The 22236-nt window shown below is 71.0% G+C and carries 21 protein-coding genes; 11 read left to right on the top strand and 10 right to left on the bottom strand.

The window, feature by feature from the left end:
* Positions 1 to 68: 68 nt before the first annotated feature.
* Positions 69 to 569 carry an LppU/SCO3897 family protein gene (locus EMA17_RS30000; protein ID WP_160161614.1) on the top strand — a complete coding sequence of 167 codons (501 nt, stop codon included), beginning with the start codon at positions 69 to 71 and terminating at the stop codon, positions 567 to 569.
* Positions 570 to 714: 145 nt separating this feature from the next.
* Positions 715 to 1377 carry an LppU/SCO3897 family protein gene (locus EMA17_RS29995; RefSeq protein WP_126640272.1) on the top strand — a complete coding sequence of 221 codons (663 nt, stop codon included), beginning with the start codon at positions 715 to 717 and terminating at the stop codon, positions 1375 to 1377.
* A gap of 63 nt (positions 1378 to 1440) precedes the next feature.
* Here the strand turns inward: EMA17_RS29995 and EMA17_RS29990 are convergent, their stop codons facing one another.
* Positions 1441 to 2874, bottom strand: coding sequence for a CCA tRNA nucleotidyltransferase (locus EMA17_RS29990; protein WP_126640333.1), 1434 nt, complete (start codon positions 2872 to 2874; stop codon positions 1441 to 1443).
* A 183-nt stretch (positions 2875 to 3057) separates the two neighbouring features.
* On the opposite strand from EMA17_RS29990, the gene EMA17_RS29985 reads away from it, so the two are divergent.
* The 9 genes from EMA17_RS29985 (at position 3058) to EMA17_RS29945 (ending at position 15601) form a co-directional block, all read left to right on the top strand.
* Entirely contained in the window at positions 3058 to 3519 is a 462-nt protein-coding gene (locus EMA17_RS29985; protein ID WP_126640271.1) for an NUDIX hydrolase, read from the top strand.
* Entirely contained in the window at positions 3516 to 5936 is a 2421-nt protein-coding gene (locus EMA17_RS29980) for a DUF6049 family protein (RefSeq protein WP_126640270.1), read from the top strand. The genes EMA17_RS29985 and EMA17_RS29980 overlap by 4 nt, the downstream gene beginning before the upstream one ends.
* A 52-nt stretch (positions 5937 to 5988) precedes the next feature.
* Positions 5989 to 8631, top strand: a complete 2643-nt coding sequence (gene murJ, locus EMA17_RS29975; protein ID WP_126640269.1) for a murein biosynthesis integral membrane protein MurJ — start codon at positions 5989 to 5991, stop codon at positions 8629 to 8631.
* 567 nt (positions 8632 to 9198) lie between these two features.
* Positions 9199 to 10884 carry a protein kinase family protein gene (locus tag EMA17_RS29970; RefSeq protein ID WP_218043099.1) on the top strand — a complete coding sequence of 562 codons (1686 nt, stop codon included), beginning with the start codon at positions 9199 to 9201 and terminating at the stop codon, positions 10882 to 10884.
* A 128-nt stretch (positions 10885 to 11012) separates the two neighbouring features.
* Positions 11013 to 11726, top strand: coding sequence for an RNA polymerase sigma factor SigM (gene sigM / locus EMA17_RS29965; RefSeq protein WP_126640267.1), 714 nt, complete (start codon positions 11013 to 11015; stop codon positions 11724 to 11726).
* A complete protein-coding gene (locus EMA17_RS29960; RefSeq protein WP_126640266.1) occupies positions 11723 to 12670 on the top strand; it encodes an RsmA family anti-sigma factor in 948 nt (315 codons plus the stop codon). Before sigM ends, EMA17_RS29960 begins: the two co-directional genes overlap by 4 nt.
* A gap of 165 nt (positions 12671 to 12835) precedes the next feature.
* Entirely contained in the window at positions 12836 to 13783 is a 948-nt protein-coding gene (trxB, locus tag EMA17_RS29955; protein WP_126640265.1) for a thioredoxin-disulfide reductase, read from the top strand.
* 59 nt (positions 13784 to 13842) lie between these two features.
* Entirely contained in the window at positions 13843 to 14169 is a 327-nt protein-coding gene (gene trxA, locus EMA17_RS29950; RefSeq protein WP_078976304.1) for a thioredoxin, read from the top strand.
* A gap of 253 nt (positions 14170 to 14422) precedes the next feature.
* Complete coding sequence (locus EMA17_RS29945; protein WP_126640264.1) at positions 14423 to 15601, top strand: N-acetylmuramoyl-L-alanine amidase; 1179 nt, start codon at positions 14423 to 14425, stop codon at positions 15599 to 15601.
* A gap of 88 nt (positions 15602 to 15689) precedes the next feature.
* On the opposite strand, the gene EMA17_RS29940 is transcribed toward EMA17_RS29945, so the two are convergent.
* The 9 genes from EMA17_RS29940 to rpmH form a co-directional block, all read right to left on the bottom strand.
* Positions 15690 to 15914 carry a hypothetical protein gene (locus EMA17_RS29940; protein ID WP_126640263.1) on the bottom strand — a complete coding sequence of 75 codons (225 nt, stop codon included), beginning with the start codon at positions 15912 to 15914 and terminating at the stop codon, positions 15690 to 15692.
* 170 nt (positions 15915 to 16084) lie between these two features.
* The gene (locus EMA17_RS29935; RefSeq protein ID WP_126640262.1) at positions 16085 to 17263 is read right to left on the bottom strand and encodes a ParB/RepB/Spo0J family partition protein; all 1179 of its coding nucleotides are present in this window, start codon (positions 17261 to 17263) and stop codon (positions 16085 to 16087) included.
* Positions 17260 to 18192: a ParA family protein gene (locus tag EMA17_RS29930; RefSeq protein ID WP_246126980.1), complete on the bottom strand. Its 933-nt coding sequence runs from the start codon at positions 18190 to 18192 to the stop codon at positions 17260 to 17262. The genes EMA17_RS29935 and EMA17_RS29930 overlap by 4 nt, the downstream gene beginning before the upstream one ends.
* A 273-nt stretch (positions 18193 to 18465) precedes the next feature.
* On the bottom strand, positions 18466 to 19218 hold the full coding sequence (gene rsmG, locus EMA17_RS29925) for a 16S rRNA (guanine(527)-N(7))-methyltransferase RsmG (protein ID WP_126640332.1): 753 nt from the start codon (positions 19216 to 19218) through the stop codon (positions 18466 to 18468).
* Positions 19219 to 19300: 82 nt separating this feature from the next.
* Positions 19301 to 19852 carry a Jag family protein gene (locus EMA17_RS29920; RefSeq protein ID WP_371863052.1) on the bottom strand — a complete coding sequence of 184 codons (552 nt, stop codon included), beginning with the start codon at positions 19850 to 19852 and terminating at the stop codon, positions 19301 to 19303.
* Between the two features lie 68 nt (positions 19853 to 19920).
* Positions 19921 to 21087, bottom strand: coding sequence for a membrane protein insertase YidC (gene yidC, locus EMA17_RS29915; protein ID WP_126640260.1), 1167 nt, complete (start codon positions 21085 to 21087; stop codon positions 19921 to 19923).
* A gap of 2 nt (positions 21088 to 21089) precedes the next feature.
* On the bottom strand, positions 21090 to 21434 hold the full coding sequence (gene yidD / locus EMA17_RS29910) for a membrane protein insertion efficiency factor YidD (RefSeq protein ID WP_126640259.1): 345 nt from the start codon (positions 21432 to 21434) through the stop codon (positions 21090 to 21092).
* A complete protein-coding gene (rnpA, locus tag EMA17_RS29905; RefSeq protein ID WP_126640258.1) occupies positions 21431 to 21934 on the bottom strand; it encodes a ribonuclease P protein component in 504 nt (167 codons plus the stop codon). Before rnpA ends, yidD begins: the two co-directional genes overlap by 4 nt.
* A gap of 16 nt (positions 21935 to 21950) precedes the next feature.
* Positions 21951 to 22088, bottom strand: coding sequence for a 50S ribosomal protein L34 (rpmH, locus tag EMA17_RS29900; protein WP_010849920.1), 138 nt, complete (start codon positions 22086 to 22088; stop codon positions 21951 to 21953).
* Positions 22089 to 22236: the final 148 nt, after the last annotated feature.

Raw genomic sequence — 22236 nt, 5'->3', positions numbered from 1 at the left:
AGTGCAATGACGAGGCCGAAGTTCTAATCTGCACATCCAGCGATTTTCGGCACCTGTGGAGATACTCCATGTCCAACGACGCCGGTCCGGGTGAAAACAATCCTTTGCCGTACAGACCGGCATGGACCGAGAACACTCCGCCGCACGGGCACGACCTCGCCGCCCGCGAGCCGGCCGCCCCGCACGTCCCGCCGGCCCGCCGGCCGCGGGTCGACGGGCGCGCGAGCCGGCGGGCGGCGGAGCGTCCGCGGCGCGGCCGTGCGGTGCTGATCGCGACCCTGGCCGTGCTGCTGATCGGCGGCGGGACGGCGGCCGGGGGCTGGTGGTACGTGCACAAGGACGACGGCGACGGGGTCCGCGTCCACGAGGGCGACTGCCTGCGCGACAAGACGAGCATCGACGCGGACCCGGTCCCGTGCGAGGACCCGCGGGCCCGCTTCATCGTGGTCGAACGGGTCCAGGGCACAACGAACACCGACGTCTGCGATTCGCTGCCGGGCGACCCGATCCCGCTGGTCTCGGATTCCGCGAAAGACCGCTTCGTGCTGTGTCTCGCGGCACGAAAGTAATCCGCGACACCCACGAATAGCGTTTTTTGCCCGTTATTCCGCTCACATTCGACCGGTGTAAGGGGAATCCCCGCTGCGCGTTGTCCGGCCGGACCCCTAGTGTTCCGGACTGTCTCACCAGTCCCCTGCAACGGAGATCGCCCCCATGTCCAATCCCTTCCCGCCCGACCCCAACGGCCCGCAGCAGCCGAACCAGGGCTGGAACCAGCAGCCCGGTCAGCCGCAGCCGCAGGGCGGGTGGCAGCAGCAGCCGGGCCAGCCGCAGCAGGGTTGGGGGCAGCAGCCCGGTCAGCCGGGCGGATACCCGCCCGCCGGCCAGCCGGGCTTCTACGGCGGCCCGCCGCCGCCCCCGCCGCGCAAGAGCAAGCTCAAGAAGATCCTGATCCCGATCGGTGTGCTCATCGTGCTGGGCATCGTCGCCGCGGTCGCGCTCAACGCGTTCAAGAAGGACGACGCCACCAGCGCCAAGGCGGGTGACTGCCTCGAACGCATCGAGGGCGGCATCGGCAAGTCCAAGATGCCGAAGATCGCCAAGTGCGACTCGCCCGACGCCAAGTGGAAGGTCCTCAAGAAGGTCGACGGCAGCTCGGACAAGAGCAAGTGCGAGGGTCTCCCGGACAGCTCGGGCTACTTCGCGACCTTCTACTGGACCGGCTCCAAGAAGGGCGTGGTCTGCATGGCCTTCACCTCGAAGACGACGCTGTCCGACGTCAAGGCGCTGGACCCGATCTCGACGATGAGCGCCACCGAGGCGGACTTCCAGGCCACCAAGAAGGAACTCGAGGAAAAGGGCGCCAAGTTCGAGTAGGCGCCCCGGACCCGTACGACACCGAAGCCCGCCGGCTGTCCCACCGGCGGGCTTCGTGCGTGCTCAGGCTGGCGTGTTCGCCGTCCACCACTCGCGCAGCGCGGCGACGGCCGTCTCGTGGTCCATCGGGCCGTTTTCGAGGCGCAGCTCCAGCATGTGCCGGTAGGCCCTGCCCACCAGCGGGCCCGGCGGCACCTCCAGGAGCTTCATGATCTCGTTGCCGTCCAGGTCCGGGCGGATCGAGTCCAGCTCCTCCTGCTCGGCGAGCTGCGCGATCCGCTCCTCCAGCGAGTCGTAGGCCCGGGCCAGCGTGGCCGCCTTGCGCTTGTTGCGCGTGGTGCAGTCCGAGCGGGTCAGCTTGTGCAGCCGATCGAGCAGCGGGCCCGCGTCGCGCACGTAGCGGCGCACCGCCGAGTCGGTCCACTCGCCCGTGCCGTAGCCGTGGAAGCGCAGGTGCAGCTCGACCAGGCGGGTGATGTCGTCGGTGACGTCCTTCGGATACTTCAACGCCTTGAGCCGCTTGCGGGACATGTGCGCGCCGACCATCTCGTGATGGTGGAACGAGACCCGGCCGTCCGCCTCGAAGCGCCGGGTGCGCGGCTTGCCGATGTCGTGAAGGAGCGCGGCGAGGCGCAGCACCAGGTCCGGCTCGCCCGGCGGCTCCAGCGCCATCGCCTGTTCGAGCACGATCAGCGTGTGCTCGTACACGTCCTTGTGCCGGTGGTGCTCGTCCACCTCCAGGCGCAACGTCGGAAGCTCGGGCAGCACGTGCTCGGCCAGGCCGGTGGTGACCAGCAGCTCCAGGCCCTTGCGCGGGTGGTCGGACACGATCAGCTTGTTCAGCTCGTCGCGGACCCGCTCGGCGGAGACGATCTCGATCCGCTCGGCCATGTCCGTCATCGCCGCGACCACCTCGGGCGCGACCTCGAAGTCGAGCTGCGCGGCGAAGCGCGCGGCCCGCATCATCCGCAGCGGATCGTCGCCGAAGGACGCCTCGGGCGTACCCGGGGTGCGCAACACGCGCGCGGCCAGGTCGGCCAACCCGCCGTGCGGGTCCACGAACGTGATCCCCGGCAGCGCGACCGCCATCGCGTTGACCGTGAAGTCGCGCCGGACCAGGTCGTCCTCGATCGAGTCGCCGTAGGAGACCTCCGGCTTGCGCGAGGTGCGGTCGTACGCCTCGGAGCGGTAGGTGGTGATCTCGATCTGGTAGTCGGGCGAACCGGCGAGCCGCTTGCGGCAGCCGACCGTGCCGAACGCGATGCCCACGTCCCACACCGCGTCCGCCCAGGGGCGCACGATCGCCAGCACCTGTTCGGGGCGCGCGTCGGTGGTGAAGTCGAGGTCGTTGCCCAACCGGCCGAGCAGCGCGTCCCGCACCGAGCCGCCGACCAGCGCGAGCGTGTGCCCGGCCGCTTCGAAGCGGCGGGCGAGGTCGTCGGCGACGGGGGCGACGCGCAACAGTTCGGTGACGGCGCGGCGCTGGACGGCGCTCAGCTCGCCGCCGGCCGGCGAGTCGTCCGGGAGGGGTGTGTTCTTGGCGTTCGGCACGGGAGACAAGGTTACGGGTCGAGGCCGCGGCTCTCGCGCGCATTATGCCGGGGCCGCCCTCGCGCGCGGTCGGCGTGCCGGCGTGATCATGGCGTGATGGCGTGGCGCATGTCGCACTAAGCTTGGCGGATGCCTTCCGAGACCACGCCGCCGCGCCGTCGGCTGCAGGTGGTCGAGGAGACCTCGGCGGGCGGTCTGGTGATCGATCGGCTCACGTTGCGCGCGGCGTTGATCGCCCGCCGGGACCGACGCGGCCGGCTGCTGTGGTCGCTGCCCAAGGGGCACATCGAGGACGGCGAGAGCGTGGTGGACGCCGCGCTGCGCGAGGTCGAGGAGGAGACCGGCATCGTGGGTCGGGTGCTGGCTCCGCTCGGCGTGATCGACTATTGGTTCACCGCGCCGGACCGGCGGGTGCACAAGACCGTCCACCACTACCTCATGGAGGCGGCGGGCGGGGATCTGTCGGACGACGACATCGAGGTCGAAGCGGTGGCTTGGGTTCCGCTCGGCGCGCTCACCGCGCGCCTCGCCTACCCCGACGAACGACGGTTGGCGACACTCGCCCCGGAGCTGTTGGCGGACAGCGCGTGAGCCATCGCCGGATCCGCTCCGAGACCGGGATACCGCCGCGACGCGGCCGAGTGGCCGGTGTGCTGCTGTCGGCCCTGCTGCTCGCCGTCACGCTGCTCGGGGCGCTGCCGCCGACCGTCGTACGCGCCGCCGACGGCGACGGGGTGCAAATCCTGATCACCAAGATGACCCCGATCGCCAAGCCCGGCGGCACCATCACCATCGAGGGCCAGGTCCTGGGCAACGGCTCCAAGCCGCTCGACGCGGTGGAGCTGGCGGTGCGGATGCGCACCTCGGAACCGCTCTTCCGCAGCGGCATCTCCTCGCCCGAGGAGGGCCAGTCGAACGGCTCCCTGGTGCGCGAGGTCAAGCCGGTGACCGTGAGTGTGCCGCCCTCGGGACCGGGCCGGCCGTGGTCGTTCGGCATTCGCGCCGACGCGCTCAACCTGGGCGAGGCCGGCGCGTACCCGCTCGCGATCGAGGCGCGGGTCGGCGGCCGGGTCGTCGGCTCCACCCGCACCTTCCTGCCGTGGGTCGGCAAGAACGGCCTGAAGAACGTACCGAAACTGCGGGTCGGCATGGTCTGGCCGCTGGTCGACCGGCCGCACCGCGACGGCACCACGCTGGGCGACGAGGGCCAGACGCCGGTGTTTCGCGACGACGAGCTGGCCGCGCTGTTCGCCCCGGGCGGGCGGTTGTACGAACTGATGGCCATCGGCGGCGGGATGAAGGTCGACTGGGCGATCGACCCCGAACTGCTCGACTCCGCCGCCGAGATGGCCGGCGGCTACCGGGTCGCGCCGCCCGGCAGCCTGGAGCCGGGCAAGCCGAGGAAGACCAAGGACGGCAAGCCGCCGCCCGAGGAGGACACGGCCAAGGCGACGCCGAACCAGATCTCGAACACCCTGGCCGGCGGCGGCGGCCAGACCGCCGCGGGATGGCTGGACCGGCTCAAGGGCGCCATCGGCCCCCAGCCCGTGATCGGCCTCCCGTACGGCGACACCGACATCGCCGCCGTGGCGCACTCGCTCGACGCCAGCAAGGCGGACCTGCGCCCGCAGCTGGCCGAGGCCCAGCTCGAATCCGCCGCCGTCTTCCAGCGCGTCCTGGGCAGGCCCGCGCGCGCCGACGTCGCCTGGCCCGTCTCCGGCGCGCTGGACCCGTCGATCGTCTCGTTGGCCGGCGGCAGCGGGGCCGGCACGGTGATCACCGCCGGCGCGAGCCTGCCGCCGACCAAGGACCTCAACGTCACACCGCTGGCCACCGCGTCCCTGCCGGGCGCCGACAAGGGCACCGCGCTGGTCACCGACCCGGACATCGACACGCTGCTGGCCGCGGACACCAGGGCGCCGGGCCAGGCGGTGCTGACCACCCAGCAGTTGCTCGCCGAGTTCCTGACCATCGTGCTGCAGGAGCCCACGCTCAAGCCCACCCGCAGCGTGCTGATCGCCCCGCCGCGGCTGATGGACACCGCGCTGGCGGGCGTGCTGCGCGACGTGATGGCCGCGTCGGCCGAGTGGGCGCAACCGACCGGCCTGACCGAGTTGGCCGCCGAGCCCGCCCCGTTGCCCGCACGCAAGGCGGCCGCCTACCCCAAGAACGTCCGCGCCTCCGAGCCGAGCGCGCAATACCTGGCGGAGACCGACAACCTGGCCGGGTCGATGCAGACCTTCGCCTCGATCCTGACCCGGCCCGAGCGGGTGACCGGCCCGTTCAACCCCGCGCTCCTGCGCATGTTGTCCACCGCGTGGCGCGGCGACACGCAGGGGGCGGACCGCTACCGGCTGGGCGTGACCCGGGGACTGCGCGAGCTGGAATCGCTCGTCTACATCATCCGCAGAACCGGGGTGACCCTGTCCGGCGACGAGGGCAACATCCCGGTCACCGTCGTGAACAACCTCCAGCAGCCGATCAACGTGCGGGTGGTCGTCACCTCGCACCAGCCCAACCGGCTCAAGCTGGGCGACCCGGCCACCGTGACGGTGCCCGACGGCCGCCGGCTGGAGGTGCCGATCTCGGCGAAATCGGCCGCGAACGGCAAGGTCATGGTCGACGTGGCGCTGCTCACCCCGGACGGGCGGGCGGTGAATCCGGCGCAGTCGTTCTTCGTGAACACCACCACGATCGACGCGCTGACCCGCTGGATCATCGGCGGCCTCGCCTTCCTGCTCGCGGTCTTCTCGCTTCGCGCGTTCCTGCGCAAGCGCCGGGAGGCGGCCCTTGCCCGGGACGCGCACGGCGAGGATGGTGAGGACGACGTCGACCCGCCGGCGGAATCCGATCCCCCGGACGACGCCGCCGGGGACCGGATCCGGCCGATATCGGGGTGGTCGCCGGCGCGTGCGACGCACCCGCACGCCGGCGGGAACCGACCGCCCGATCCGGCCGACCCGCACGGACACACACCGTTGGGATCCACGACCGACCGCCCCGAATGAGAAAGTGGGCACCGGACACTCAACCTGACCGAGAAGACGAGGGCCCGCCCGCATGAGCGACCGGAGCGACGAACGTCAGCCGTACACCGGCGGCTCCGCCGAGCCGGACGACGGCGCGCACGACGATCCCTACCGGGGTCGGCCGCCCGCCGACCCATACCTGCAGCAGTACGTCGATCCGTACGGGCAGCCGGCCGATCCCTACGCCGCGCAGCCGCCCGATCCGTACGCGCGCCCCGGGGAGCAGGGCTATCCCGACCCCAACGCGCACCCGGGATACGGCGAGCCCGAGTACCCGCAGCAGGGCTATTCGAGCCAGGGCGGCTACGGCGCGGGCCCCGAACCGGCCTACGGGGATCCCTACGGCGCGCAGTCGGGCGGCGGCTACGACCCGTACGGGCAGCAGCAGCAACAGCAGCAGCCCGCACAGGACGGCGGGGCGTGGTTCCGGGACGAGTTGAGCGACCCGCCCGGCAACGACCCGTACGTGGGCGTGGACGAGATCTTCACCCCCGAACCGGCGCCGCCGTACGACCCTTCCCGGCAGTACGACCCCTCGCGGCACTACGACCCGTCCGGCGCGCCGCAGCAGTACGGCGACAACGGCGGATACGGCTCCGGCGACCCGTACCTGCAGCAGCCGCAGGCGCAGAACTACGCGCAGCAACCGCAGCAGCCACAGCCGCAGCAGCACCAGCAGCAGCAGTCGTACCAACAGCAGTCGTACGTCCCGCAGCAGCCGAGCCCGCAGCAGGGCCAGGGCGGCTGGGGCGACTACGACCGCCCCGGCGGCTGGCTGATGGACCAGACGCTGACCGGCATCAACCTCGGCCTCGCCGGCGACATCGCGGGCATGCCCTCGTACACCGAGGCGTACCAGCGCTACGAGACCCAGCACCGGGCCGAGGCCGCCGCCGCGTCGATGTCGGCGAGCGCCGTCCTCGACGCCCCGCCGGTACCGGTGAATCCGTCCACGTCGCCCGTCTATCGGATGCCCGGCTCGGGTGCCGAGGAGCGCATGGCCGGCATCCCGGTCGGCGGCGGCGGCAGGAAGGGCAGCAAGCTCGGCGGGATAATGCGGTCCTCCGCCGTGATGGCGGCGGGCACGATCGTGTCCCGGATGACCGGCTTCGTGCGCAACCTGGTCGCCGCGGCGGCGCTGGGCACCGCGATCCTGGCGAACACCTACAACGTCGCCAACACGATGCCGACGCTGTTGTACATCCTGGTCGGCGGCGGCGCGCTGAACGCGGTGTTCGTACCGCAACTGGTGCGGGCCATGCGCCAGGACGACGACGGCGGCGAAGCGTACGCGAACCGCCTGCTCACGCTGGTGATGACGGTGCTGGCGGGGTTGGTGATGCTGGCCTGGTTCGGCGCGCCGCTGCTGATCCGGGCGTTCGCGAACTCGCTGGCCAAACATCATCAGGACTACGAGCTCGCGATCACCTTCGCGCGCTACTGCCTGCCGATCATCTTCTTCATGGGTCTGCACGTGCTGTTCGGGCAGATCCTCAACGCGCGCGAGCGCTACGGCCCGATGATGTGGACCCCGGTCCTGAACAACATCGTCATCATCGCGACGTTCGGCCTGTACATCTGGGTGGCCGGCACCCAGAAGAACACCGGGCAGAACTCGGACACCATCACCCCGGACGAGATCCGGCTGCTGGGTCTGGGCACGCTGCTCGGCATGGTCGTGCAGTCGATGGCGATGATCCCGTACCTCAAGTCGGCCCGGTTCCGCTTCCGGCCGCGCTTCGACTGGCGCGGCTCGGGGATGGGCAAGGCGCTCGGGCTGGCCAAGTGGACGTTCCTGTTCGTGCTGGCCAACCAGGCCGGCTACCTGGTGGTGACCCAGCTCGCCACCGCGATCGACGTCGACGCACGGGACCAGAACATCCAGTTCGGCGTCGGCTTCACCGCCTACAGCAGCGCGCTGTTGATCTGGCAGCTGCCCCAGGCGGTGATCACCGTGTCGGTGATGACCGCGATGTTGCCCCGGATGAGTCGCGCCGCCGCCGACGGCGACGAGGCCAGCGTGCGCGGCGACATCTCTTCCGGGTTGCGCCTGTCGGCGGTGGCGATGATCCCGTGCGCGGTGATCTTCGTGGCCCTCGGCCGGGACATCGGCGGCTTCATCTTCGCGCCCACCGGCGAGCAGAGCGCGCACTGGATCGGCTACATGCTGATGGCGCTCGGCCTGGGCCTGATCCCGTACTCGGCGCAGTACGTGCTGCTGCGCGGGTTCTACGTGTACGAGGACACCCGAACACCGTTCCTGAACACCGTGTGGATCGCGGGCGCCCAGGCGGCCTTCGCGGGCCTGGCCTATGTCGCGCTGCCCACCAAGTGGGCCGGTGTCGGCATCGCGGGCGGCTACAGCCTCGCCTACCTCGTCGGCGTGCTGCTGGCCGCGCAACGGCTGAAGAAGCGGCTCGGCGACCTGGACGGCCGCCGGGTGACCCGGACCTACACCCGGTTGCTGATCGCCGCCGGGATCGGCGGCGCCGCGGCGTTCTTCGTGGCCCGGTTGTGCACCGGCCACTTCGGCTCGGCCATGGGCGGCTCGGCGATCGCGGTGGGCGCCGGGATCGTGACCATGTTCGTGGTGTTCTTCATCGCGGCGAACCGCATGCGCGTCGAGGAGATGAGCGCGATGACCGGGATGATCAAGGGCCGACTCGGCCGCTGAGCGGCTCGCGCGGACGACCGTACGACCCCGCCCGCCGGATTCCCACCGGGAATTCGGCGGGCGGAACGGTGTGGGATGCACCACCATGGGGCGAGTGAGGGTGTGACCCTCGGCGAAACGGGGGTAATGCTCCCGATACGCCGGTCTCGGATTCCTTTTCGGATCTTGCGAGGAGGCAACCCGAGACGGGGTCCGGGAGTCTCAAGACATGTAGAGGTCGTCCCTGACCAACGGCCCGAGAAGCCTCACCTCTACGATGAGTGTGCCGACGAGGAGGATGAGGCCGAGGTGACGGACCGAACCGCAGGATCCGTCGACCTAGCGACGGGTGAGGCAAACCCCGTACCGACAAAGGCTTCTGACACATCGTTGGACAAACGTGTCGGTTCGGACGAGAAGACCTCCGGAACCACCACCACGGTTTTGCCCATCGGTTCCGAGCCCGAACCCGATGCCGGCTCCGAACCCGGGGCGCCTTCCGCTTCCCCGTCCGACGAAGAGGCGGCGGCCGAGACCGCCGAGCCGACCGCGACCGCGGGAAGCGCCGAAGCGGCGGTCGAACCGGTCGTGCGGAAGCCGACGGCCGACGGCGACGGCGGCAAGGGCGACACGGACGCCGACGCCGCGCCGGCCGAGCCCGCACCGGCCCCGGAGCCCCCGGCCCCCCGGGTCAGCCGAGGCACCCGACTCGCCGAGCGCTACCGGCTCGAGCACCGCCTGTCCCAGAACGGCCGCAGCGAGACCTGGCGCGCGGTGGACGAGAAGTTGCGGCGCGCGGTGGGCGTACACATCGTCCCCGCCGGCGGTGAACACGGTCGGGCGGTGATCGCAGCCGCCCGCGCCGCCGCGCTGATGGGCGACCCCCGCTTCGTCCAGGTCCTCGACTGCGCCGAACAGGACGGCCTGATCTATGTGGTGAAGGAGTGGCTGCCCGACGCCGACAACCTCACCAAGGTCTTCGAGAGCGCCCCGCTGCCGCCGCACGAGGTCTACGAACTCACCCGCGCGCTCGCCCAGGCGATGTCCGTCGCACACCGCGCCGGCCTGTCGCACCTGCGGCTCACGCCGGAGAACGTGCTGCGCATGCACACCGGCCAGTACAAGATCGTCGGCCTGGCGGTCGAGGCGGCGCTGTACGGGCACGACACCACCGACGCGGCCCGCGACGACACGCACGCGGTCGGCCGGCTGATGTACGCCGCGCTGACCCGACGCTGGGTCGAGGGCACCGAATACGGTTTGCAGGCCGCGCCGTTCACCGGCGGCAGGCTGTGCGCGCCCGGCCAGATCCGGGCCGGCGTGGACGACACGCTCGCCGCCCTGGCGATGCGCGCGCTCGGCCACGAGGTCAAGCACGAACCGGTGTTCGAGACACCGGGGGAGTTGTCCGCGGCGATCACCGCCATCCCGGAGATGCACCCGCCGGAGCAGAACGCCATCGTCGGCGGCCCGGAGCCGGACGAATACCCGATCTACACCCCGACGCCGAACCGGACGGTCTACGCCTCGGCGGGCTACTCCGGCGGCGGCCCGACCGGCCCGGCCCGACCGCCGGTCACCCCGCCGCCGCCGCTGGGCGGCCGGTTCGGCGCCGCGGTCAAGGGCGCGGTCGCGGTCCTGGTGGTGCTCGCCATCGTGCTGGTGACGTGGCAGGTGGCCAGCCACGTGGGCGACGGCGAGAAGAAGGAACCACCGCTGAAGACGCAGGACGTGCAGTCGCCGACCGCGCCGCCGAGCACGGTCCCCCCGAAGCCGAGCACCACGCGCCCGAAGAACGGCAAGGAGATCTCCATCGGCGGCGGTACACCGATCTCGCCGCAGGATGTGTACAAGACCTACGACGAGAACCCGTCGACCTACTGGCGCACGAACTACATGGTCGACGGCCCGGAGATCACGTTCAGCCGCAAGGGCTACGGCATCGTCTACGACCTCGGCGCGGTCCACGAACTGCGCGACGCGCAGATCACCCTCGGCTCGGGTGGGGCGTACACCAACATCAAGCTGATGGCGGCGCCCGACGCGAAGACCATGCCGACCTCCGAGGACGCCTTCAAGACCACGGTCGGCGAGGGCACCAACAAGGGCACCGACCTGAGGATCGAGGCGACCGGCAAACCGGTACGGGCACAGTTCGTCCTCCTGGTCATGACCGCGATGCCCAAGGTCGACTCGAACATCGGCGACTACCAGATCTACAACGCCGGATATCAGAACGCGTGGCGCGAGGTCACGTTCTCCACGCTGCCCTGAGCCCGGATCCACCACGCCGACCCCGGACCGATCCCGAGCCCGATACCGATGTCACGAACGAGGCGATCCCCTCTGCGTCCCACGCGGGCCCCATGCCAGGATGACCCCGGGCCCAGGGGAGGTAGGCGGTGAGCACCGAGCGCAACGGATCGGCGTACGCGGACGTCACCGACGCCGATCTGCTCGCCCGACACGGCCACGGCGACCCCGACGCGTTCGGCGAAGTCGTACGCCGGCACCGCGATCGGCTGTGGGCGGTGGCCCTGCGCACCCTGGGGGACCGCGAGGAAGCCGCTGACGCCCTCCAGGACGCCCTGGTTTCCGCCTACCGAGCTGCGGGACGGTTCGAGGGCCGCGCGGCCGTCACGACGTGGCTGCACCGGATCGTGGTCAACGCCTGCCTGGACCGGGCCCGCCGCCGCGCCGCCCGGCCGGCCGTACCGCTGCCCGAGGATCTGGACCAGCGGCTGCCCGCGCCCGCGCAGGAGGATCCGGCGGTCCGGGGCGAGACCCGCGAGGCGCTGCTCGCCGCGTTGGCCACCCTCCCCGCCGAACAGCGTGCCGCGCTCGTCCTGGTGGACATGGAGGGTTATCCCGTCGACGAGGCGGCCAGGATCCTCGACGTCGCGTCCGGCACCATCAAGAGTCGCTGCGCCCGCGGTCGGGCCAAGCTCCTGCCCCTGGTGCGGCACCTGCGCGAGAGCGGGCCACCGGGCCCGGCCGGGTCACCGGGGAACCCCTCGGCCGGACAATCCGTCCCATCGACGGACGACCGCCCACGAGCCGGCGGTCCGACCCCGGACACGGGCGGCACGAGCATGGAGGGAGGTGGCACACGATGAACGAACACATCGACGTCGAGGTGCTGTCCGACCTCGTCGAGGGACTGCTCACCGCGGCCGAGGCGGCCGCGCTCGACGCCCACCTCGCCGAGTGCGCCGAGTGCCGCGACACCCGCGACGCGCTCGCGGAGGTGCGCGAACTGCTCGGCGGACAACCGCCCGAGCCGATGCCCGCCGACGTGATCGCCCGGATCGACGACGCGCTGGCCCTGGCCGCGCTGCCGCCGCCGCGCCCCGCCGAGCCGCCCACGCCGAAGCCGCTGCCGCTGCCGCTGCCCGTGCCGGTGTCGGTCGTGACCCCGCCGCCCGAGCCGGGCGCGCCGCCGGCCGAGCACGTCGTCGTCCCGCTCGACCGGGCCCGCCGTCGGCGGCGCGGTCCGCTGCTCCTGCTCGCCGCGGCCGCGGCCGCGGTGGCCCTGGGCGTCACGATCGTGGTCGGCACCGGCGACGACGGCGACTCGGACCACCGGTCGAGCGCGGTCCGGAGCAACGCCGACGCGTCCGCGCCCAAGGCCGCCGCCCCGCCCGGCAAGTCGGGCGAGCGCCCCGGGGCGAACGCGGAGGAGCACACCCCGCAGACCCCGCTGTCGGCGTCCACCGCCGCGCCGACGGTGTACACCGTCGGCGGACTGACCGACCAGGTCTCGCTGCTGCTGCGTCGCGCCGACCGCGCGCCGCGCGAGCTGCCCGCGTGCGTGGCCGCCGCGGTCGGTCCCGACGCGCCGCGGGCGCTGGCCGCCGACGCCGGCAGCTATACCGGCAAGCCCGCGTGGGTGGTGGTCCTGCCCGGTCCGAACACCGACCGGGTCCGCGTGTACATCGTGGACGCGTCGTGCGCCCCGCGCTCCACCACCGACACCTCGGCGAGCCCGCCGCCCGCCGTACCCCCCTCGACCGGGTTCGCCGGCTCGCTCCTGCTGAGCACCGAGGTACCGAGAAGGTGATCCCCGGCACGCCGCACCCGCGGCGTTGTGACCCGGGAATGGTGCGCGCCTAGGATCCGTTGTCGAACGAGACACCGCATCTCTCGGGGCGCGGGTTTCGCAGACCCGCACAGCCGACGCCGACCACCGGCACGAGGCTCGACAAGGAACCAGGGAAGGCTCAGCGTGAGCGACGTCCGCAACGTGATCATCATCGGATCCGGTCCGACCGGGTACACGGCCGCCGTCTACGCAGCACGCGCGGACCTGAAGCCGCTGGTCTTCGAGGGCGCCGTCACCGCGGGCGGGGCGCTGATGAACACCACCGAGGTCGAGAACTTCCCCGGCTGGCCGGACGGCATCATGGGTCCGGACCTGATGGACAACATGCGCAAGCAGGCCGAGCGCTTCGGCGCCGAGCTGGTTCCGGACGACATCGTCGCCGTCGACCTCGCGGGCGACGTCAAGACGGTCACCGACAGCGCGGGCACCGTGCACAAGGCGCGCGCGGTGATCCTGGCGACCGGGTCGGCCTACCGCAAGCTCTCCCTCCCCAACGAGGACGCGCTGTCCGGCCGCGGGGTGTCCTGGTGCGCCACCTGCGACGGCTTCTTCTTCCGCGACCAGGACATCGCGGTGGTCGGCGGCGGCGACTCGGCGATCGAGGAGGCCACGTTCCTGTCCCGCTTCGCCCGCTCGGTGACGGTGATCCACCGCCGCGACGAGCTGCGCGCGAGCAAGGCGATGCAGCATCGGGCGTTCGCGAACGAGAAGATCTCGTTCGCCTGGAACAGCGAGGTCGCCGAGATCCGGGGCGACGGCAAGCTCAGCGGCGTCGGGTTGCGCGACACCGTCACCGGCGAGCTGCGCGACCTGGCGGTCACCGGCCTGTTCATCGCGGTCGGCCACGACCCGCGCACCGAGCTGGTGCGCGGCCAGATCGACCTGGACGACGAGGGCTACATCAAGGTCGACGCGCCGACCACGCGGACCAACCTCACCGGCGTCTTCGCCGCGGGCGACGTCGTGGACCACACCTACCGCCAGGCGATCACCGCGGCCGGCACCGGCTGCGCGGCCGCCCTCGACGCGGAGCACTACCTCGCCTCGCTCGCCGACGGCGCGAGCGCCTGACCCGTACCCCGTCGTCCGTCCTTCGTTCGTCCCACCCCCAGCACACCGAGGAGCAACCCATGGCCGGGGCCACCCACACAGTCACCGACAAGACCTTCGACACCGACGTCCTGATGAGCGACAAGCCCGTGCTCGTCGACTTCTGGGCGGAGTGGTGCGGCCCCTGCCGCCAGATCGCCCCGGCGCTCGAGCAGATCGCGGCGGAGAACGGCGACAAGCTCGCCGTGGCGAAGCTGAACATCGACGAGAACCCGGAGATCACCACCCGCTACGGCGTGCTGTCGATCCCGACCCTGCACGTGTTCCAGGGCGGCGAGATCGTCAAGACGATCGTCGGCGCCAAGCCGAAGGCGGCTCTCCTGCGGGAGCTCGACGGGCTCATCTGAGTCCGATCACATCGGCCGTGCGCGAGGGGCGCTTCCCGGAACCGGGGAGCGCCCCTCGCGCGTGTCAGGGCGTACCGGCCGACGGCGACGACCGGGCCGTGCGCCACGGGCCGCGCACCGCCGCACCGCGCGCCCGACCCGCCGCGGCGCGCGGTGCGGAATCGAGGCCCCCGGACCCCCGCTCCGGTACGGGAACGACCGGATGCGCGCGTACGATCGAGTGTTGCGTCAAAACTCGGGAGGACTTCTTTCCATGACCATGCAGCGGCGGTACCGACGCGGTGACACCGGCCCCGCAGTGGCCGAGATCAGGTCCAAACTGGTGCTGCTCGGCCTCCTGCCCGCCGGTGCCCCCAGGCCGACCGACACCGGCGGTCCGGACGGCCTCGGCGGCTACGCGGACGCGGTGTTCGACCACTCCGTGGACCTCGCCGTCCGGCACTTCCAGCAGCAGCGCGCGATGACCGTGGACGGCGTCGTCGGCCCGGAGACCTACCGTCACCTCGACGAGGCACGGTGGCGCCTCGGCGACCGCATGTTGTCCTACTCGGCCGGCCACCCCACCGTCGGGGACGATGTGGCCACCCTCCAGCAGCGGTTGCTCGACATGGGCTTCGACTGCGGCCGGGTGGACGGCATCCTGGGCCCGGCCACCGAACGCGCCCTGCGCGAATTCCAACGCAACTACGGACTCGGCGCGGACGGTACGTGCGGACCGGCCACGTTCCGAGCCCTCGACCGGCTCGCGCGCACGGTCGTCGGCGGCCAACCGCACGCGATGCGCGAGTCCGAACTGCTGCACCGCTCCGGCCCGTCGCTGGCCGGCAAGACCGTGGTGATCGACCCGGGCCACGGCGGCGCGGACTTCGGTGTGGTCGCACACGGCCTGACCGAGGCCGAGGTGATGTGGGACCTGGCCCGGCGCCTGGAGGGCCGCCTGTCCGCCCTGGGCGTGCGCGCCTACCTCACCCGGGGGCCGGCCGAGGACGGCATCGGCGAGGAGGAGCGGGCGGCCTTCGCCAACGCCACCGACGCCGACCTCGTGATATCCCTGCACGCGGACCGCAACGACAGCCCGCGTGCCGCCGGGGTCTCGTGCTACTACTACGGCAGCGGCAGCGACCGGTACGGGCGACGCTCGCCCACCGGGGAGCACTTCGCGAGCCTGGTCCAGCGCGAACTCGTGGCGCGTACCGGCATGGTGGACGGCCGCACCCACGGCAAGGCGTGGACACTGCTGCGGCGCACCCGGATGCCCGCCGTGCGCATCGAGATGGGCTACCTCACCAACGTGGACGACGCGGCCCGGCTGGCCTCCTCGGAATTCCGCGACCACGCCGCCGAATCGGTCGTCGTGGCCCTCCAGCGGCTCTACCTGCCGCCGGACGAGGACGTGCCCACGGGGATGCTGCGGCTGCCCGTCTTCACCTGACCGTCCGCGCCGGAGCGGGCGGCGGACGATCACCACACACCGGATCGATCCCTTCCCCGGCCTGCTCCCGCGCTCCCATCGATCGCGACTACCCGCCCGGCCGCGCCCGGGCGGACCGTTCCGCCGGAGTGTCCCGATCCACCGGCCACCGTGAGCCCCGCGGCAGCGCATGGACCGGGATCGCGGGACCCGCGGGCGCCCACGGCGGCGGGCCGGGCACCCTGGGCCGCCGCGAGCCACCGAGCAGGCCGCCGACGAAGCCGCCGACGACGCCCACGCCCAGACCCGCCAGGATCCAGCGCTTCGACCTCATCGTCCCTCCAGGGGTGAGGACAGGTTTCACGTGAAACATCGGCATGCCGCGATCTCCGGCGGCGGCGCGTTTCACGTGAAACACAAGCAAGGAAGGGGCCCGCGGTCAACGACCGCGGGCCCCTTCCCACGTTTCTTTGCCGACCCGCTACGGGTCCATGGCGACGCCGCCTACGGAACGAGCACCGAAGTCTCCGCGTCGTCCGCGTCGTTCGCGGTGGTCGACGTCGCCTCGACTCCCGCCTCGACTCCCGCCTCCTCCGCCGACGCCGTGACACCGGACGCCGCCGCGCCGCGAGCCCGCCCGGCCTGGCCCGGCACCTCCCGCTCGGCGAGCTGCTTGGCGAACTGATCGCCCTCGCCGGGCGCCATCGAGGCGAGAATGCGCTCCAGGTCCTCGACCGAGGCGAACTCGACGACGATCTTGCCCTTCTTCGGACCGAGCACCACCTTCACCTCGGTCTCGAACCGGTCCTTCAGCCGATCCGCGAGATGGTTCAGCGCGGGTGCCACGATCGCACCCGGACGCGGCTTCTGCGGCTTCGGCTTCGCCACCGGCTCCTGGTTGTTGATCGTGCGCGCGATCTCTTCGACCGTACGCACCGTCATGCCCTCGGCGATGATCCGCTTCGACAGCTTGATCAGCTCGTCGGGCCGATCCAGCAGGGCGAGCAACGCACGCGCGTGCCCGGCGAGCAACGTGCCCGCCGCGACCCTCGTGCGCACCTCCATCGGCAGCCGCAACAACCGCATCGTGTTGCTCAGATGCGGACGCGAGCGACCGATACGATCCGCGAGCTCCTCCTGCTTGCACTGGAACTCCTCCAGCAACTGCTGGTAGGCCAACGCCTCTTCGAGCGGGTTCAGCTCGGCGCGGTGCAGGTTCTCCAGGAGCGCGTCGAGCAGCAGCTTGTCGTCGTTGGTCACCCGCACGATCGCCGGGATGCGGGTCAACCCGGCGATGCGGGAGGCCCGCAACCGACGCTCGCCCATCACCAGTTCGTAGCTGCCCTCGTTGGTCGAACGCACCACGACCGGCTGGAGGACGCCCACCTCCCGGATCGACTGCACCAGTTCGGCCAGCGCGTCCTCGTCGAACACCTCGCGCGGCTGCCGCGGATTCGGCTCGATCAGATCGACGAGCAGTTCGGCGTACAGCGCCGCCGGCGGAGCCGGCTCGGTCTTCGGCGCATCCTGCAACGGCACCGACGTCGGCGACAGGGCCGACTCGTCCGTCGCTATCTCCGCCATCTTCCGCAAGGTCGCCGCGGCGGAGGAGGACGGCTTCAACGGCCGGGCCGGGATGAGCGATTCGAGCCCCTTGCCCAATCCCCTGCGTTGTCCGCTCATACTTCCTCCTTCGCCTTCGCCACACCGCGCAGCGCCATCTCCCGAGCCGCTTCAAGATACGACAACGCCCCGGTGGACCCCGGGTCGTAGGTCATCACGGTCTGCCCGTAGCTGGGCGCCTCGGAGATGCGGACCGAACGCGGGATCGCGGTGGGCAACACCTCGTCCGGGAAGTGGTCGCGCACCTCCTGCGCCACCTGCGAGGCCAACCGGGTCCGGGCGTCGTACATCGTCAGCAAAATCGTCGAGACGCCGAGGTTCGGGTTCAGGTGTGCGCGGACCAGTTCCACGTTGCGCAACAACTGGCCCAGCCCCTCCAGCGCGTAGTACTCGCACTGGATCGGGATGACCACCTCGGCGCCCGCGACGAGCGCGTTCACCGTCAACAGACCGAGCGAGGGCGGGCAGTCGATCAGGATGTAGTCCAGCGGCTGCTCGTAGGCGGCGATCGCACGTTGCAGCCGACTCTCCCGGGCGACCAGCGAGACGAGTTCGATCTCGGCCCCGGCGAGGTCGATCGTGGCCGGGGCACAGAACAGTCCCTCGACGTCGCGCACCGGCTGCACGACCTCGGCCAGGTCGCGGCCCTCGACCAGCACCTCGTAGATCGACGGCGTGCCGGCGTGATGGTCCACCCCGAGCGCGGTGGAGGCGTTGCCCTGGGGGTCGAGGTCTATCACCAGCACACGCGCGCCGTGCATCGCCAGCGCGGCCGCGAGGTTCACGGTCGACGTGGTCTTGCCGACGCCGCCCTTCTGGTTCGCGACCACCATGACGCGGGTGCGCTCGGGGCGGGGCAATCCCTCCGAAGCGCGCCCCATCGTCTCCACGGCCTGTCTGGCCGCTCGGGCGATCGGGGTGTCTTCGATACCGGGCGCCTCTGTTTCACGTGAAACGTCGACGGCGGCACCCACACGGGGCGCCGGCATCGAGGCTGTCGGATACTCGGACGGCAACGGTCCACTCTCCTCTCCTGCCGCGGCGACATGGGAACTCGGGCCGACGGAATGACCACGCACTGCGGCGGCACCCTCAGAGGGTGTCACGTTCCGGCGCGCCTCAGGTGAGTAGAAGCGTTTCCACGGAAGACGTTTCACGTGAAACACGATCCCGGGTGCGGTCGGGGGACGGCGTTCACGACACACCCCGAGCGGGCAGGAACGGCGTTTCAGCCGTCCGGCCCAACCCGTGGGCGAGTTCGCCTACCTGGCGGGGCGTCGCCGGGCCGGCTTGGCGGTTCGGCGCGCCTTGGCCGCTTTCGACTCCTTGGGCGCGACGGTGCCGATCCGTACCCGGACGACGGTGGTCAGCGGATCCACGATCCCGGCACCCGCGTGCGCGACCGCCCACGACACCGCGCCGAGCTTGCGCAGATCCGCCTCCGACTCCAGCAGTTCGTCGGCGGCCGAGTCGCCCTTGAGCGCCAACATCTCGCCGCCGGAGGCGAGCAGCGGCAGCCCCCATCCGGCGAGCTTGGCCAACGGCGCCACCGCGCGCGCGGTGACCACGTCGGCCCAGGTACGCCCGCGCACCTCCTCGGCGCGACCCCGCAGCACCCGTACGTTGTCCAGGCCCAGCTCGTCGACCACCTCGTCGAGGAACGTGGTGCGCCGCAGCAGCGGCTCGACGAGGGTGATCCGCAGGTCCGGACGCACCAGGGCGAGCGGAATTCCGGGCAGGCCACCGCCCGAACCGACGTCGTGCACGATCGCGTTCTCCGCGATCAATTCGGCGACCACCCCGCAGTTGAGCAGGTGCCGCTCCCAGAGCCGGCCGACCTCACGCGGCCCGACCATGCCGCGGCGTACGCCGGGGCCGGCCAGCATGTCGGCGTAGCGGATCGCGCGGTCGAGGTTGGCCCCGAAGAGCCGCGCTGCCGCTTCCGGAGCCTCGGGCGCGCGTTCGTCCGCCGGCGGGTCGGGGGTCGTGTCGTCCTGACGTTTCACGTGGAACATCATCCCAAGAACGGCGCCGGCCCCACCTGTGGTGCAGGTGGGGCCGGCGCGACGGTTGGCGGAAACGGATCCGTGGATCCGATCAGGCGGGCAGGACGACGACGCAGCGATTGGGCTCCTCGCCCTCCGACTCGCTGCGCAGTCCGGCCTCCGCGACGGTGTCGTGCACGACCTTGCGCTCGAACGGGGTCATCGGTTCGAGCTTGAGCGAGGTACCCGCGGCCTTGACCCGTTCCACCGCTTCACCGGCGATCCGTGCCAGGTTCGCCCGCTTGGCGGCACGGAACCCGTCCACGTCGAGCATCAGCCGGCTGCGCTCGCCGGTCTCCCGGTGCACCGCGAGTCGGGTCAGCTCCTGAAGGGCCTCCAGGACCTCACCGTCACGACCGACGAGACGCTTGAGGTCGGCGCCGGAGGATTCGCTCTCCTCGCCCGCGATCACCGAGACCGACGCGCGCCCGCCCTCGACGTCCATGTCGATGTCGCCGTCGAGGTCGGCGATGTCGAGCAGGGCCTCCAGGTAGTCCGCGGCGATCTCACCCTCCTGTTCCAGACGGCTGATCTCCTCCGCGGTGAGCGTGATCCGACGCGACGCGGCGGGTGAGTCGACGGCGGGGGTCGTGCCTTCCGTCACAGGGGAACTCCTTTGTGGACGAGTGAGCGAGTCGTGGGGGTGGGCGGCGGCCGGCCCGTCGAGGGCGGTCACTTCTTCCTCGGGTGCTTCCGGCCCTGAGGCTGCCTGCGCGGGCCGGCGTTGCGCGCACCGGAGTGCGGCGTCCGCGCGGTCGAGCCCTTGACCGCGCCGTTCGACCTGGCGGGTGTACCCGAGCCGTTGCGCGTCGCGGTGTCGGCGTCGGTGGTCTCCTCGGCGTCGGCACCGGCCGCCTCCGCCTCGTCCCGGGCCCGAGCCTTGCGCTGCGACTTGGTCAGTCGGGTGGGCTGCTGGCGCCGGGCGGCCTGGGCCTTGATCTCGGCCTGCTGGGCGTCGTACTCGGCCTGGTCCATCAGCTTGCCGTCGGGCAACAGCACCTTGCCCTGCTTGCGCGCCTTCTCCGCCAGCTTCTCCTGCCGCACCTTGAACGCCGGGCTGCCGGGAGTGGGGTTGCGGTTGATCACGAACAGCTGCTGGCCCATCGTCCACACGTTGGTGGTGAGCCAGTAGACGAGCACACCGACGGGGAAGTTGATGCCGAAGACCGCGAACATGATCGGGAACGCGTACATCATCAGCTTCTGCTGCTTCGCGAACGGGTTGCCCACGAGCGAAGCGGGGTCGGTGTTCTTCGTCATCAGCTGGCGCTGGGTGAAGAACTGCGACGCCGACATCAGGATGATCATCACGACCGTGACGATCCGCACGGTGGTGAGGTCGGCCCCGAGGCTTTCGATCTTGGCCGCCGAGTCGGTGAACTTGGCGGCGATCGGCGCGCCGAAGATGTGCGCCTGCTGGGCGCTGTTCACCAGGTCGCGGTCGATCACGCCGACCGTCTTGTTCTGCGAGACCCGCTGGAGCACGTGGAACAGGGCGAAGAAGAACGGCGACTGGACCAGGATCGGAAGGCAGCTCGAGAGCGGGTTGGTGCCCGTCTCCTTGTAGAGCTTCATCATTTCCTGGGACTGACGCTCACGGTCGTCCTTGTACCGCTTCTGGATCTCCTTGATCCGCGGCTGCAGCGCCTGGAGTCCACGGGTCGCCTTGATCTGCTTCACGAAGAGCGGGATCAGGCAGATCCGGATGACGACCACGAGGCAGACGATGGACAGCCCCCACGACCAGCCGCTGTTCTTGCCGAAGATCGGGCTGAACAACGAGTGGAATTGGACGATGATCCACGAGACGGCGGTATATAGGGGGTTAAGAATCCCCACGGTCAAGCTCCTCGGGCGGTGGTGTTCGCACCGGGCGCGGGCTCGGTACGGCCGGTGCTGGACGTCTGCTGCCGCTCCTGCGGCTCCGACTCCGAGCGCGACTTCCGCTCGGGAAGTCGCCACGGTCGGCGTGTGCGCGGCGGCACAGGATCGACACCGCCAGAGTTCCAGGGGTTGCAGCGCAGGATGCGCCACACGGTGAGGTAGGTGCCCTTGACGGCACCGTGCACGGACATCGCCTCATACCCATAATGCGAGCACGACGGGTGGAAGCGACACACCGGCCCCAGCATCGGGCTGATCGTCCACTGATAGACCCGAATGAACCCCATGAACAGGTACTTCACGCCGTCGCTCCCGGCTTGGCCGCGGGCCCATCCGCTCGAACCGCGACGGGGCGCCCGGCCCGGCCCAGGAGCCGGTCGAACGCTGCGTCCAGATCCCGTGCCAGGTCGGAATGGTCCGCCTGGGCTGCGGGTGGCAATGCCCGTACCACGACCAGGCTACCTGCCGGGAGCAGGGCCATCCGATCGCGTATGAGGTGGCGTAGCCGACGCTTGACGACGTTACGGACAACAGCGGGGCCGACGGCCTTGCTCACGACGAAACCCGCACGCGGTGGTGGAGCGTGCTCCACTTCCGCGTGCGGGTCCTCTGCCACAGATTGGCGCAGGGTGTCCGGCTCGGACGGCTGCGCGGTCGCCGGGGTGTGCGTGGGCGCGCCGAGTCCACTCGTCTCCTGGCGATGCAGGTGGACGACCAGGCTCGGACGGCCGGCTCGACGCCCGCGGCGAACCGCGATCGCGAAGTCCTCGCGCCGCCTCAGCCGGTTATCGGCAGGCAGCACGGAGAGATCCGCGAACTCAGGCGGAAAGCTCCGCGCGGCCCTTGCGGCGACGGGCAGCAAGGATGGCGCGACCGGCACGGGTGCGCATGCGCAGCCGGAACCCGTGGGTCTTCGCCCGGCGACGGTTGTTCGGCTGGAAGGTGCGCTTGCTCACTCGGGGGCTCCAGGATTTGAATCGTGGGCCGGCAGAAAAGACCGCCGGCCACCACCGTACGTCCGCATCGACATGATCTCGGACATGCGGCAGCGGTCGTCAGACAACTAGACCGGCCCACGGTACGTACCAACAGGCGACGGGGTCA

This window comes from Embleya hyalina (assembly GCF_003967355.1).
Lineage (GTDB): Bacteria > Actinomycetota > Actinomycetes > Streptomycetales > Streptomycetaceae > Embleya > Embleya hyalina.
This window is presented reverse-complemented; position numbering and strand designations above follow the sequence as displayed.